Source organism: Pseudomonas marginalis, assembly GCF_024169655.1.
GTDB lineage: Bacteria > Pseudomonadota > Gammaproteobacteria > Pseudomonadales > Pseudomonadaceae > Aquipseudomonas > Aquipseudomonas paraveronii.
Window position 1 is genome coordinate 4,415,059 of the sequence record NZ_JALJWV010000001.1, and the last position, 14,178, is coordinate 4,429,236.

The 14,178-nt window shown below is 63.0% G+C and carries 13 protein-coding genes; all 13 read right to left on the reverse strand.

What is annotated here, in order from left to right:
• Positions 1-97 precede the first annotated feature (97 nt).
• On the reverse strand, positions 98-1,492 hold the full coding sequence (locus J2Y83_RS20170) for a flagellar hook-length control protein FliK (RefSeq protein WP_253397701.1): 1,395 nt from the start codon (positions 1,490-1,492) through the stop codon (positions 98-100).
• A gap of 97 nt (positions 1,493-1,589) precedes the next feature.
• Positions 1,590-1,934, reverse strand: a complete 345-nt coding sequence (locus J2Y83_RS20175) for an Hpt domain-containing protein (RefSeq protein ID WP_198717146.1) — start codon at positions 1,932-1,934, stop codon at positions 1,590-1,592.
• A gap of 30 nt (positions 1,935-1,964) precedes the next feature.
• Positions 1,965-3,683 (reverse strand): fused response regulator/phosphatase, encoded by a 1,719-nt coding sequence (locus J2Y83_RS20180; protein ID WP_253397703.1) that lies wholly within the window; start codon positions 3,681-3,683, stop codon positions 1,965-1,967.
• On the reverse strand, positions 3,680-3,985 hold the full coding sequence (locus J2Y83_RS20185; protein ID WP_198717148.1) for an STAS domain-containing protein: 306 nt from the start codon (positions 3,983-3,985) through the stop codon (positions 3,680-3,682). Before J2Y83_RS20185 ends, J2Y83_RS20180 begins: the two co-directional genes overlap by 4 nt.
• An 85-nt stretch (positions 3,986-4,070) precedes the next feature.
• On the reverse strand, positions 4,071-4,520 hold the full coding sequence (gene fliJ / locus J2Y83_RS20190) for a flagellar export protein FliJ (RefSeq protein WP_198717149.1): 450 nt from the start codon (positions 4,518-4,520) through the stop codon (positions 4,071-4,073).
• Positions 4,521-4,523: 3 nt separating this feature from the next.
• Positions 4,524-5,882: a flagellar protein export ATPase FliI gene (gene fliI / locus J2Y83_RS20195; RefSeq protein ID WP_253397705.1), complete on the reverse strand. Its 1,359-nt coding sequence runs from the start codon at positions 5,880-5,882 to the stop codon at positions 4,524-4,526.
• Positions 5,872-6,636, reverse strand: a complete 765-nt coding sequence (gene fliH, locus J2Y83_RS20200) for a flagellar assembly protein FliH (RefSeq protein ID WP_253397707.1) — start codon at positions 6,634-6,636, stop codon at positions 5,872-5,874. Before fliH ends, fliI begins: the two co-directional genes overlap by 11 nt.
• A 10-nt stretch (positions 6,637-6,646) precedes the next feature.
• Positions 6,647-7,666, reverse strand: coding sequence for a flagellar motor switch protein FliG (fliG, locus tag J2Y83_RS20205; protein ID WP_253397709.1), 1,020 nt, complete (start codon positions 7,664-7,666; stop codon positions 6,647-6,649).
• Positions 7,659-9,437: a flagellar basal-body MS-ring/collar protein FliF gene (gene fliF, locus J2Y83_RS20210; RefSeq protein WP_253397711.1), complete on the reverse strand. Its 1,779-nt coding sequence runs from the start codon at positions 9,435-9,437 to the stop codon at positions 7,659-7,661. Before fliF ends, fliG begins: the two co-directional genes overlap by 8 nt.
• A 16-nt stretch (positions 9,438-9,453) precedes the next feature.
• Positions 9,454-9,783: a flagellar hook-basal body complex protein FliE gene (gene fliE, locus J2Y83_RS20215; protein WP_253397712.1), complete on the reverse strand. Its 330-nt coding sequence runs from the start codon at positions 9,781-9,783 to the stop codon at positions 9,454-9,456.
• Between the two features lie 131 nt (positions 9,784-9,914).
• Positions 9,915-11,291 carry a sigma-54-dependent transcriptional regulator gene (locus J2Y83_RS20220; RefSeq protein ID WP_253397714.1) on the reverse strand — a complete coding sequence of 459 codons (1,377 nt, stop codon included), beginning with the start codon at positions 11,289-11,291 and terminating at the stop codon, positions 9,915-9,917.
• Between the two features lie 6 nt (positions 11,292-11,297).
• Positions 11,298-12,509, reverse strand: a complete 1,212-nt coding sequence (locus J2Y83_RS20225; protein WP_253400422.1) for a sensor histidine kinase — start codon at positions 12,507-12,509, stop codon at positions 11,298-11,300.
• A gap of 110 nt (positions 12,510-12,619) precedes the next feature.
• Entirely contained in the window at positions 12,620-14,095 is a 1,476-nt protein-coding gene (locus J2Y83_RS20230; protein WP_253397715.1) for a sigma-54 dependent transcriptional regulator, read from the reverse strand.
• Between the last annotated feature and the right edge of the window lie 83 nt (positions 14,096-14,178).

Below are 14,178 nucleotides of genomic sequence, written 5' to 3' on the forward strand. Positions count from 1 at the left end.
CTCCCGATGGCGGTGTGCCCGTCAACGAATCGGTCGACTGGAACTCCGCTATCGGGGGCAAGCCCCCTCCCACACTCAGGCCGGTGTTGAGCCTGAATCAGGCGTAATAGTCAACGGCGCTGGAGCCGATCACGGTGGCCGTCACCGGCGCGACGGCCGCGGCCACTTCGGCATGATCGGCAACGTCGCCGCTGTCACCCCGACCGCCACGGCCACTGACACCGTTCGCCTGGCTCTGGTTCTGTTGCTGTTGGCCCTGGCCCTGCCAGCCACGGGACTGGTCGGACACATTGACGTCGACCTGCCCCATGCCCTGCTGGGCAAACATCTCGCGCAAACGGCCGGACTGGGTTTCCAGTGCTTCACGCACCACCGCGTGACCACTCATGAAGGTGACTTGGGCCTGCTGGTCGGCCGTCATGTTGACCTTGATATCCAGGCGCCCGAGTTCGGCCGGCTGTAGCTGGATCTCTGCCGACTTGAGGTTGGCGCTGGACAGGTACATCACGCGGTTGACGACTTCCTCGGTCCAGCCGCTCTGATGCATGGCCAGCGGTGCGTTGGTCACCGGCGGCAAAGCGTTGGCGGTTTTCGGCGTGGCGGCCTGGGTCAGTGCGGCCAGGCGGTTGGCGAAGTCATCGACACGGGTGTCGCTGCTCGCGCTCTTCAAATCCTTGAGGCCGTCTTCGATCAGCCCGCTGAAGGCTTTGTCACCACCCTGGTCGGTGCTGTCCTTGCTGGCTTGCTGATCCACCATGTTAGCCATGCCGGTGGCGAAGTTCTGCGCGGCGGTCGGCTGGTCCTGGGACGTCGGTGCGGCGCTCTGCGGGGTCTGACTGCTGGCGGACACATGGCCGCCCTGCTCCATCGCCAGGCGTACCGCTGGCATGGCGTCCAGAGGGTCTGCCGTGGGATCGAAGGCCGGCTTGGCCACATCGGTCGCTGCCAGCGCTGCCGTGACCACCGGCTGGGCCTTGCTATCCTTGGTGGCGGCAGCCGAGGCTGGCGTTTCCACCGGAACCGGCACAGCAACCGGCGTGACCGTGACAATCAGCGCCGGATCAGCCACCGGGTCTGCCGCAGGCTGCTGCGCCAGGGCCGGGTCGGCGGGCGGGTTTTGATCACTGCTGGCGCTGTCGGCGGGGTTGGCGGGGTTGGCGGGGTTGGCGGGGTTGGCCGGCGGGTCGGCAGGCAAGGGTTTGCCGCTATCGGCAACCGCTGGCGTACCGGCGGCAGGTTTATCGTTGTTCGCGACAGGCTTATCGTTGCCGGCAACAGGCTTGGCACTCGCGCCAGCAGGCTTGTCGCGCGCGGGTTTGGCCGCGTTGTCGTCGGCCTTGGCCGAGGGCTTCGAACCCTGGCTGGCGAACACCTGAGCAAAGCCAGGGCCCTTGTCCTGCGGCTCCGCGGCCGCCGCCGGTGGATTGGCGGCAGGTGCTTGAGACTTGGCCGCAGGGGCAGCCTGAAGGAGCGAATTAGGGGCGACTGGCATAGGTAAGGTCTCCACTGCATGGGAATCGGGGATGCAGTATCAGGAGATAGAGCAAGAGTCGGGCCAGCTCTTCGGAAAAGCCCTGCCACGCCTGAAATTAAAGCTGGAAGCGCTGGCGCTCCGACTCATACAGCGGCTTGACCAGCGCAAACTCATGGTCGATCTGATCGACCAAGGCCCCCAGGTCCGCTGCAGCCTCGACGGACTCAGACTCCAAGCGCTGGCACAAGTGCGCCAACCGCACCGCACCGAGATTACCACTGCTGCCCTTGAAACTATGGGCGATGCGCGCCAACGCCTTGGCATCGTCACGAGCCTTGCGCAGCGCTTCGACGCGCTTTTGCGAATCATCGAGAAAGGTATCGAGCAATTTGGGGTACTCGCCTTCCATGACTTCCTGCAAACCCGATAACACGTCCGGGTCCAGATGAACCTCAACCACTTGTTCGCTCCTTGATCAAGAATCGGCGGATTATGCCAGAGCCTCCCAGCAAAACTCCACGCAGACACTGCGCCCGCCGTCGGACCAGCGTACATCGCTGCTCAGTTGACGCACCAGGCCCAAGCCGCGACCAGACAGACGGTCAACATCCAGCGGGCGAGCCAGTACCTGTTCCACATCGAATCCGGGGCCGCTGTCTTCGATGCGCAAGGTCAACCTGCCGCCCGTAGCGGTGGGCTCTACCTGCACATGCACGCGCACATAACCGCTGTTGAGTTGCACCAGCCGCTCATTGCGCTGGCGGTAATACTGCGCAAAACCTTCAGCATTGCGCTTGAGCCGCGAGTCCAGGCCCAGCACGCCATGCTCCAGGGCGTTGGAATACAGTTCGGCCATCACGCTGTAGAGCGCCCCGCTCTGCTCGCGCAGGCCGTGGATCTCCAGCAGCAGTTGCAACAGATAGGGCAACGGGTTGTAACGCCTGAGGGTCTCGGCGCGAAATTCGAAACTCACCGACCAATCCAACGGGCACGACTGGCCGCTGTCGGCATACAGCGGCCCCGTGGCACGTATCGACTGGCCGGCCTGCAAGGTGATCTCAACCATGCTCACGTCATCCCGCGCCTCACCGCGAAACGCCGCCAGGGCCTGCTCGATATCCTCGAACAAGCGGTCAGGCTCACGATTGGCGGCAAACACCTGCTGCAAGCGCTCGGCGCCGAACAATTGTTCGTTGGCATCGGCGGTATCCAGCACGCCATCGGAGAGCAGAAATACGCGGTCGCCCAGGGCCATCGGCCAGACTTCCGTGCGATCATCGAACGCCTGCGCTGACAGCACGCCCAACGGCAAGTGCCGTGATATCAGCGGCGTGCGCTTAGCCGTGGCGACTTCATGCACATAGCCCTCGGGCATGCCGCCATTCCAGACTTCCACCGCACGCCGTTGCGCACTCAGGCACAACAGCGTCGCGCAGCAGAACATGTCCACCGGCAGGATGCGTTTGAGCTTGGCGTTCATCTCCCGCAGGATCTGCGTCAGCCCGTAGCCCTTGGCCGTCATGCCATAGAACACTTCGGCCAACGGCATGGCGCCGACCGCCGCTGGCAGGCCGTGCCCGGTGAAGTCGCCGAGCAGCACATGCATGTCACCCGCCGGCGTGTAGGCCGCCAACAACAAGTCGCCGTTGAACAGCGCATAGGGCGATTGCAGGTAGCGAATGTTCGGCGCCGCGTTGATGCAACCCGAATGGGCGACCTTGTCGAACACCGCTTTGGCCACGCGTTGCTCATGCAGCAGGTAGTCATGGTGCTTGGCGATCAGGTCACGCTGCTGCAACACCGTGGCCTGCAGACGGCGCAGGCGGTCCATCGCATTGATCTTGGCCGCGAGAATCAGCGGGTTATAGGGTTTGGGCAAGAAGTCATCGCCACCGGCATCCAGGCATTGGGCCAGGGCTTCGCTTTGGCGCAGGGAGGTGAGGAAGATGATCGGCACCAGGGCCTCGCCCGCCAGTTGCTTGATCCGCCGCGCGGCCTCAAAGCCATCCATCACCGGCATCAGGGCGTCCATCAGCACCAGTTGCGGGCGTTCGCGGGCAAACAGCTCGACGGCTTGTGCGCCGTTGCTGGCAGTGAGCACCTGGTGGCCCTGGCGCCGGACGATGGTCGACAGCAACAGCAGGTCGGCGGCGCTGTCTTCGGCGATCAGGATGGTCAGCGGTTCGAGGACCGGGGCCAGCGCGCTCAATGGATATCGAACAGTTTGTCGAAGTTGGAAATCGCGAGGATCTTGCGCACATCGGCGCTGCTGTTGATCACCCGGACTTCCGCATCATCCCCCCCGGCATGATCGCGCAGCAGCAGGAGCATGCCCAGGGCGGAACTGTCCATGTAGGTGGCGTCTTTCAGGTCGACGATATAAACCTGCGGCACCTTGTAGAAACGCTCGTAGGCGTCGCGAAAGAGTTGATGGCTGCCGAAATCGAACCGGCCCTTGATTGCGATCGTCAACTTCTTCCCATCCAGGGATACTTCTGACTCGATTGACATGTGACTGCTTCCTTGTCATAGGCCTAGATACAAGGTGTAGCAGGCTAACCGGATGTGGGCAACACATTGAGTAGAGGGCTTGGCGCTAGTAGGGATTCTGGCGCGGCAGGCGCTGGGACAACTCATCGAGCAGTTTTTGCTCGCGCTTATCCTCAAGCGCCCGCGCCTCGTCGATATAGCGCTGCACCAGCTTGCGCAACCCTTCGACCCGGGCATACGCCTGCTGCCAGCTCTCGCGGGCCTTGTCGAGGTTGTTCTGGTGCCAGGCCAGGCTCTCGCGCTGCTGGCCGACAGCGGTTTCAAGCTGGTTGAGAAAGCCCTGGTAGCCCATCAGCCACTGGCCGGACACGCCTTTGGTGCCGCGCTCGATCCACTGCTGCTGGTACTCGCCGCGAAAGCGCTCCAGGTCGCCGAGCTTACTTTGTGCCAGGCGCACCTGGCCCTGAAAGTAACCCAGGCGCTGGACCGCGGTTTTTTCGGCCTTTTCGGCCATGTCCACCACCGGGGCCAAGCGTGAGGAGCGGCTGCTGGCCATGGCTTAGCCGCCTGGCGCGGGGGCGAAGATGGACTGCAGGTGCGCTTCGCTTTCGCCCATGCTGATGTTGTCGTTGAGGCCTTGGCGCAGGTAGGTGACCAATTGCGGTTGCAGGGCAATCGCCAGGTCGGTCTCACGATCGCCGCCGGCCACATAGGCGCCAACGCTGATCAGGTCGCGACTTTGCTGGTAGCGCGACCACAACTGCTTGAACTGCTGGGCACGGGCCATGTGCTCCGGCGTGACCACCGACGGCATCACCCGGCTGATGGACGCTTCGATGTCGATCGCCGGGTAGTGCCCCTCTTCCGCCAGGCGCCGCGACAGCACGATGTGGCCGTCGAGCACGCCCCGCGCCGAGTCGGCAATCGGGTCTTGCTGGTCATCGCCTTCAGACAACACGGTGTAGAACGCGGTGATCGAGCCGCCCCCCGCCTCGGCATTACCGGCGCGCTCCACCAGCTTGGGCAGCTTGGCAAACACCGACGGCGGATAGCCCTTGGTGGCCGGAGGCTCGCCGATGGCCAGGGCGATTTCCCGCTGGGCCTGGGCGAAACGCGTGAGGGAGTCCATCAGCAACAGGACGTTCTTGCCCTTGTCGCGAAAATATTCGGCGATGCGCGTGCAGTACATGGCGGCGCGCAAACGCATCAGCGGCGCATCGTCGGCCGGGGACGCAACGACGACGGAACGCTTGAGGCCTTCTTCACCGAGGCTATGCTCGATGAACTCCTTCACTTCCCGACCCCGTTCGCCGATCAGCCCCACCACAATGATGTCGGCCTCGGTAAAGCGGGTCATCATGCCCAGCAACACCGACTTACCCACGCCAGTACCGGCGAACAGGCCGAGGCGCTGACCGCGACCGACCGTCAATAAACCGTTGATGCTGCGAATGCCCACGTCCAACGGCTGGCTGATGGGGTTGCGCTTGAGCGGGTTGATGGTGGGGCCATCCATCGGCACCCAGTCTTCGGCCTTCATGCCGCCCTTGCCGTCCAGCGCACGACCGGCACCGTCCAGCACGCGGCCGAGCATGCTCATGCCCATGGGCAGGCGGCCGGTATCGGCCAGCGGCACCACGCGGGCGCCGGGGGCGATGCCCGCCAGGCTGCCCACCGGCATCAGGAAAATCTTGCTGCCGGAAAAGCCCATCACCTCGGCTTCGACCTGCACCGGGTGGTAGCTGTCGTCGTTGATCACCAGGCAGCGGCTGCCCATGGCGGCGCGCAGGCCTTCGGCTTCGAGGGTCAGGCCAACCATGCGCAGCAAGCGCCCTTCGAGGATCGGCTGGCCGGGCAACTTGGTGGCCTCGGCATACCCGCTCAGGCGCTTGGCGAAGCTGGTGCGATCAAGGCGCATCGGGGGCGTCCAGGTCCACGCTCATGTCAGGTTCGGCCGGGTTCAGGACCTGCTCGTGAACCTGGTCCAGCAACTGGGCCATGATCTGGCTGATGCGCGTTTCCACCGTGGCGTCGATGCGGCTGTATTCGGTCTCGACGCGGCAACCACCGGGCTGCAGCGCCGCATCTTCGACGATGCGCCAGGTTTCTTCATGGCGCTCGCGCAGGGCTTTGACCTGTTCGAAATCCTGCGGGTTGATGTGCAGCCGCACATTGCCGACACCCAGGGGCAGCAGCTTGAGGGCTTCACGCATGACGCTTTCGATCTGACTGGAGTCCAGCACCAGCTCACGCTGGATCACCTGGCGGGCGATGTGCTCGACCAACCCGACCATGGCTTTTTCGATCTGCGAATCCTGCTCGGCGATGGGTTCGAACAGGCTGCCCATCAGGCGTTCGAGGCTGGCCAGCTTGACGCTCAAGGCGGCCTCGGCTTCCTGGCGCACCTTGAGCGTGGTGCTGCGAAAACCATCTTTTTCGCCAGCGGCGAAGCCTTCGTTGTAGGCCTCCTGGCGAATGCTTTCCAACTCTTCAAGGGTCAGCGGCTGGACTTCATCCAGCGGCACTTCTTCCATTTCCACCGGTGTTTCCACCACTGGCTCAGGTTCGGGCTCCGGCACATGCGGGTCGAAGCTGGGCAACGACCAGATGTCGAACCCGCCCACGTCCCGCGCGCGAATCAGATCGCTGGGCGACTCATCTTTGTTCGACATGGAAAGCGCCTTAGATCATTTCTTCGCCGCCCTTCCCGCCGAGAACGATTTCTCCGGCTTCGGCCATACGGCGGGCAATCGTGAGGATTTCCTTCTGGGCGGTTTCCACGTCGCTGACGCGTACCGGGCCTTTGGCTTCCAGGTCGTCGCGCAACAGTTCGGAGGCGCGCTTGGACATGTTCTTGAAGATCTTCTCCTTGACGCCTTCGTCCGACCCCTTGAGGGCCAGCACCAGCACGTCGGAGGAGACTTCGCGCAGCAGCGCCTGGATGCCACGGTCGTCGACATCGGAGAGGTTGTTGAACACGAACATGAGGTCTTCGATCTGGCCGGACAGGGTGTCGTCGATCTCGCGGATCGAGTCCATCAACTGGCCTTCGACCGAGCTGTCGAGGAAGTTCATGATGTCGGCTGCGCGCTTGATACCGCCCAAGGTGGTGCGCGCAGCATTCGAATTGCCCGAGAACTGCTTCTCGAGAATCGTGTTGAGTTCTTTCAGGGCCGCCGGCTGCACGGTGTTTAACGACGACACGCGCAGGATGATGTCCAGGCGCACTTTGTGGTCGAAGTGGCCGAGCACTTCGCCGGCCTGGTCGGGGTCGAGGTACGCCACCACGATCGCCTGGATCTGCGGGTGCTCGTAGCGGATCACGTCGGCGACGGCGCGCGGCTCCATCCATTTCAGGCTGTCGAGGCCGCTGGTGTTGCCGCCCAGCAGGATGCGGTCGATCAGGCCGTTGGCTTTGTCTTCGCCGAGGGCCGAGGTGAGCATCTTGCGGATGTAGCTGTCGGAGCCGACGCCCAGGCTGGTCTGGTCGCCGACGATCTCGACGAACTCGCTCATCACCTGCTCGACCTGCTCACGGTGAACGTTGCGCATCTGCGCCATGGCCACGCCCACGCGCTGGACCTCTTTGGGGCCCATGTGGCGCAGCACTTGTGCGGCGTCGGTTTCACCCAGGGACAGCAGCAGGACTGCGGCTTTGTCGACCTTGGTGAGTTTGGCAACAGCGGCTCGATTATCACTCATCTGCGTTAATCCACTCTTTCACGACCTGGGCCACACGGCCCGGGTCTTCTGCCACCAGACTCTTGATTGCGTTCAACTGAGCGTCATAGCCTTCGCTCGGGCTTGGCAACAGGATGCTTTGCGGGCCGCCGAGGCTGACGCGGTCGTTGGCCAGTTCGCCGTCCAGGCCGCCCATGCCACCCAACTCGACATCGCTGCCAGCGAAGGTTGCCAGTTGTTTCTTGCCATTGCCGGTGATGTTGTTGAGCACCGGACGCAGCACGCCGAACACCAGCAGTACGATGAACAACACGCCCAGCACTTGCTTGACGATGTCCCAGAACCACGGCTGGGTGTAGAACGCCGCTTCAGCAATGACTTCGCCACGCTCGGCGGAGAACGGCATGTTGATCACGCTGACGCTGTCACCCCGGCTGGCGTCGAAACCGACGGCATCCTGCACCAGGCGAGTGAAGCGCGCCAATTCGTCGGCGCTCCACGGGGCGCGTGTGACGGCGCCATCAGCGGCGGCGATCTTGACCTGATCATCGACCACCACCGACACCGACAGGCGATTGATCCGGCCCTGTTGCTGCTTGGTGTGGCTGATGGAGCGGTCGAGTTCGAAGTTCTTGGTCGACTGGTTACGCTTGTCCGCCGGGTAGGGCGCGAGCATCGGCTGACCGGTGGCCGGGTCCATGATCTGCTGACCGTTGGCGTCCAGCAGTGGCTGGCCAGCGGCAATGGCGCCAGCGGTCGCGGCGGCACCGCCGGTGGTCTGCGGGGCCGAAGCCGGGGCTGGCGGCTGATTGCTCAGGGCTCCCGGCACACCTTGCGGGCCGCTGCTGGCGGTGCGTTGTTCGCTGGTCGATTGCTCGCTGCGCAGGGCCGGCTGGTCCGGGTTGAACTGCTCGGAGGTCGATTCGACCGCGCTGAAATCCACGTCGGCGGACACTTCGGCCTTGTAGCGATCGTTACCCAGCACCGGTTGCAGGATGTTGTGGACACGCTGGGTGAGCATGCTTTCCATGCGGCGGCTGTAGTCGAACTGCTTGCCGGCCTGGGTCAGCGCAGAGTTTTCCGCCATGTCGGACAGCAGGTTGCCCTTCTGGTCGACCACGGTGATTTGCGACTTGCTCAATTCGGGAACGCTGGTGGCCACCAGGTTGATGATCGCCAGCACTTGGCCAGGCTCCAGGGAGCGGCCGGAAAACAGTTCGACCAATACCGAGGCACTTGGCTTGCGCTCATCACGCACAAACACCGAGCTCTTCGGAATCGCCAGGTGGACGCGGGCGCCCTTGACGTTGTTGAGGCTGGAGATGGTGCGTGCCAGTTCGCCTTCCAGGCCACGACGGTAGCGGGTCGCTTCCATGAACTGGCTGGTACCCAGGCCCTGGTCCTTGTCGAGGATCTCAAAACCGATATTGCTGTCGGACGGGGTCACGCCGGCAGCGGCCAGCTTCATGCGGGCACGGGCGACATCATCGGCCTTGACCAGCAGCGCCCCGGAGTTTGGCTCCACGGTGTAGGCGATGTCGGCGGCGGCCAGGGTTTCCATGATCTGTTTGGAATCCATACCGGCCAGGCTGCCGTACAGCGGCCGGTAATCGGGTTGCTGCGACCACAGCACCACGGCAAAACCAATCGCCACGCTGGCAGCCAGGCCGACCATCAGGCCCACCTGACGCAACATGGTCATTTCCGAGAGGTTTTCCAGGAACGACAGGCCAAACAGCGGCGGTTTGCCGTCTGTCTTGGCGGGTACGTTGTCCACGACTGCTTCTGCCATGACTTAAATCTCGCCCTTAAACCGGCATCTGCATGATGTCTTGATAAGCCTGAACCAGTTTGTTGCGCACCTGGGTCAAGGCTTGAAAGGACACCGTGGCTTTCTGCGAAGCGACCATCACGTCGGTCAGGTCCACGCCGCTCTTGCCGATCTCGAACGCGGTCGCCAACTGGCTGGAGGCTTGTTGGGTGTCACTGACTTTGTTGACGGCCTGGCCGAGCATGTCGGCGAAACTGCTTTGGCTCAATTCCGGCGCTTGTGCGACGGATTTCGGTTGAGCCATGGCGTCCATTTGCATGGAGCGCATATCCAACATCAACCGATTGAACTCAATACCCTGGCTCATGACCTTCTCTCTCCGACGACCCGCATTTTTTTGACACTACGCAGCAGTTACTAGGGGTGGTAGCAACAAGGGTGCCAGCTCTGTAGCAACTTGTAAGAAAAGGCGACAAAACTTGTCGACCTTGTTACCGATCAGGTGGCGAAAAGGTAGCCTTCCACGTCCATCCCAGCGTCGCGCATCTGCGCCAGCTTGTAGCGCAAGGTGCGCGGGCTGATGCCCAGGCGCTCGGCCGCTTCTTTGCGGCGGCCGCGTTCGGCGCGCAGGGTGTCGATGATCATCTGGAATTCGCGGCGGCGCAGGTCGTCGCCCAGAGCGCCTGCGGACTCGGCTTCAGCGACCAGCGGCGCAGGCGCCAGGCTCGGCAACGGCGCGGCGCCGCTGCCCATGGCCAGGCAGAAGTCCTGGGGCTGGATCAAGCCACCCTGCTGCAAAATCAACGCGCGCTGAATCGCGTTGTCCAGTTCCCGCACGTTGCCGGGCCACGGGTAGCTGATCAGGCAGGCCTGGGCTTCGGCCGACAGCCGCGCCTGGGCGTGCTTCATTTTTTTGACGTGGTTGTTCAGCAGACGCTCGGCCAGCGGGATGATGTCCGCCGGGCGCTCGCGTAGTGGGCGCCAGGCCAGGGGGAATACCGAGAGACGGTAGAACAAGTCTTCCCGAAAGCGCCCCGCCGCCACTTCGCCCGCCAGATCGCGGTTAGTGGTGGCGACCACGCGGATATCCAACTGGATCGGCTTGCGCGCACCGACACGCTCCACTTCACGCTCCTGCAACACCCGCAGCAACTTGGCTTGCAGGCCCAGGGGCATTTCCGAAATTTCGTCAAGCAGGATGGTGCCGCCGTCGGCCTGTTCGAACTTGCCCGCCTGGGCCGCGATGGCGCCGGTGAACGAGCCCTTTTCGTGGCCGAACAACGTGGCTTCGAGCATGTTGTCGGGAATCGCTGCGCAATTGATCGCGATAAAGGGCTGTTGGGCGCGGCCCGACTGCTGGTGGATATAGCGCGCCAGCACTTCCTTGCCGGTGCCCGACTCGCCGGAAATCAACACGGTGGAGTCACTGCGCGCCACGCGGGCCGCAAGCTCCAGCAATTGTGCACTGGCGGGCTCGAAGGCAATCGGGCCGTCGCTCTCACCGGCCGGAATCACCCCCAGAGCATGCCGCGCCACCAGCTCGATCAACGCCTTGGGCTCGAACGGCTTGACCAGATAATCCGCCGCGCCCTGGCGCATGGCGTCCACCGCGCGCTCGACGGCGCCATGGGCGGTCATCAGCAACACCGGCAGTTGTGGCTGGCGCGCACGTAGCAGGCCGAGCAACTGGTGACCGTCCATGCCAGGCATGTTCACGTCACTGACCACCAGGCTGAAGGACTCTTGCTCCACCGCCTCCAAGGCTTCCTCGGCAGAACCGACCGCCCGATAGTCATGGCCCGCCAGCAACAGCGTGTCAGCCAATGCCTCACGCAGGGCACGATCGTCTTCCACCAACAAAACCTTGATAGCCATAGCCTTTTACTCCGCGCTTGCCGCGCATGAAAACAGCGGCAAGGTCATCAATGCACAGGTGCCACGCCCCAAGCGGGAACGCAGTTGCAATTCGCCCTGATGGGCACGTGCCACTGCCTTGACCACCGTCAGGCCCAGGCCCGTACCGTTGGTCTTAGTAGTAAAAAACGGTTCGCCGAGGCGCTGCAGCACCCCCGGCTCGATGCCGCTGCCGCTGTCGCTGATGCACAGGCGCAGGGTTTGCGCGCGGGCATACACATGCACCTTGAGCTGCGCGCCGGGGCCGCTGGCCTGGGTCGCGTTTTCGATCAGGTTGAGCAGCGCGCCCACCAGCGTGTCGCGGTTGCACAACAATTCGCCTTGGTGGCTGTCGCACTGCCAGCGCACATTGGCGTCCTGGACGTGGGTGGCGGCCGCCGCTTGCAGCGCCTGCATCAGGCCGGACGGCGTGAGGCGGTCGGTCAGCGGCAACTCTCCGCGGGCAAACACCAGCATGTCGCGCACCTGGTGCTCCAACTCATGCAGACGCTCCTTGAGTCGCCCGGCAAACCGCTGCTGGGTTTCGGCGGGCAATTGCTCATCAGTCAAATGACTGGCGTAGATCAACGCCGCCGACAACGGCGTGCGGATCTGATGCGCCAAAGAAGCGACCATCCTGCCCAACGACGACAAGCGTTCATGGCGCGCCAGTTGGTCTTGCAGGTGACGGGTTTCAGTCAGGTCGTTGAGCAGCACCAGTTGGCCGGGTTCGGCATCCAGGGAGCGCGTGGCGATAGACAGGCGGCGCCCATCCTTGAGCGAGATTTCATGGCCGTCATCGTCACGCGGCGCGAAGCAGCGGGTGATGACATGGCGCCATAGCTCGCCTTCCAACGGCAGCCCGAGCAGGTCGCAGGCGGCCGGGTTGGCTTCGCGCACGCGGCCCTGGTCGTCGATGACGATCACGCCGCCGGGCAACAGGTCGAGGAGGTTCTGCAGACGGTTGGCCAGGCGCTCTTTCTCGGCCAGCTCTTCCATGCGCTGCGCACTGACCACTGCCAGTTCGCCCTTGAGCTCGGAGACTCGCGCTTCCAACAGGCTATAGGAGTCATTCAGTTGGCTGGACATCTGGCTGAACAGCGAGAACGCCTGCTCAAGGCCATGTCGGCTGAGCTGTTCGGCGGTCGGGACAGGCCCCTGGAGCTCAGGGGCCGAAGATAGTTGGGCGGCGTGGGGCATCATGCTCTCTCGCTTGGCTGACCGTCAGTTAAACGGAACGTTGCGAGGGCTGTAGCAATACCCGTGCCTAAAAAAAACCACCTATAAAACAGTGGCTTGAAAAACAGGCGTCAATCATCTGCCTGTTCATCACCGTCTCGACGACTCATCCCGTACTTGCGCATCTTCTCCACCAGGGTGGTTCGACGGATGCGCAGGCGCTCGGCCGCACGGGCGACGATGCCGTTGGCGTCGTCCAGGGCTTGCTGGATCAGCCCTTGTTCGAGGTTGCCGAGGTAGTCTTTGAGGTCAAGGCCTTCGGGCGGCAGCATGGCGTTGGCACCGAAGTCCGGGGTATGGCCGTTGATGGCAATCCGCTCTTCCATGTCACTGCGCAGGCTGTCCACCAGATGCTCGTCTTCTTCGTCGACGTAGCGGAATTTCTTCGGCAGCTCGACCACGCCGATCACACCGTAGGGATGCATGATCGCCATACGCTCCACCAGGTTGGCCAGCTCGCGGACGTTGCCCGGCCAGGCGTGGCGGCACAGGGACATGATCGCCGCCGAATTGAAGCGAATCGAGCCGCGCTTTTCGTGCTCCATGCGTGAGATCAGTTCGTTCATCAGCAGCGGGATGTCTTCCACGCGCTCACGCAGCGGGGCCATCTCGATCGGGAATACGTTGAGGCGGTAGTAGAGGTCTTCGCGGAAGCTGCCGACCTCGATCATGCTTTCGAGGTTCTTGTGGGTCGCCGCAATGATGCGCACGTCGACGCTCTGGGTTTTGTTGCTGCCCACGCGCTCAAAGGTGCGCTCCTGCAGCACGCGCAGCAGCTTGACCTGCATCGGCAGCGGCATGTCGCCGATTTCGTCGAGGAACAGGGTGCCGCCGTTGGCCAGCTCGAAACGCCCGGCACGGCTGGTGATCGCCCCGGTAAAGGCGCCCTTCTCGTGGCCGAACAATTCACTTTCCAGCAGCTCCGCCGGAATCGCCCCGCAGTTGACCGGCACAAACGGCCCGTCGCGGCGCTTGGAGTGGTAATGCAGGTTGCGCGCAACCACTTCCTTGCCGGTGCCCGACTCGCCGAGGATCAGCACGCTGGCGTCAGTATCGGCCACTTGCTGCATCATCTGGCGCACGTGCTGGATCGCCCGGCTGGTGCCGACGAGGCTGCGAAACAGATTGGGTTCACGGTGGCGACCACGCTCACGGGCCTGGTCGTACATTTCGCGATAGACCTGGGCGCGGTGCAGGGAGTCGAGCAATTTGCTGTAGCTGGGCGGCATTTCCAGGGCGGACAACACGCGGCGGCGCTGGTCTTCCGGCAGGTCGAGCGAAGAAATATCGCCCATCAGCAACACCGGAAGGAACTCATCCCAGGTTGACAGTGTCTTTAACAAGCCCAGAACTGCGCCAGGAGCGTTTACCGTCCCAATCAGCACACAAAGGATTTCACGGCTCGACGACAACGAGCTGACCGCCTGCTGCCAATCGTGGCTACCGCAGGGAAGATTTTCTTCGCCGAGAAAATTCAAAATCACCGCTAAATCGCGGCGGCGGACGCTATCGTCATCAATCAGCAGAATTTTGGTTTCACGCCACATGCAATAGCAACTTCCCTAGTAAAACGCTCCGCCCAGAGTGTGGGCTATCTAGATGCCTGTAAGACTTCTTACCTTACTAGACG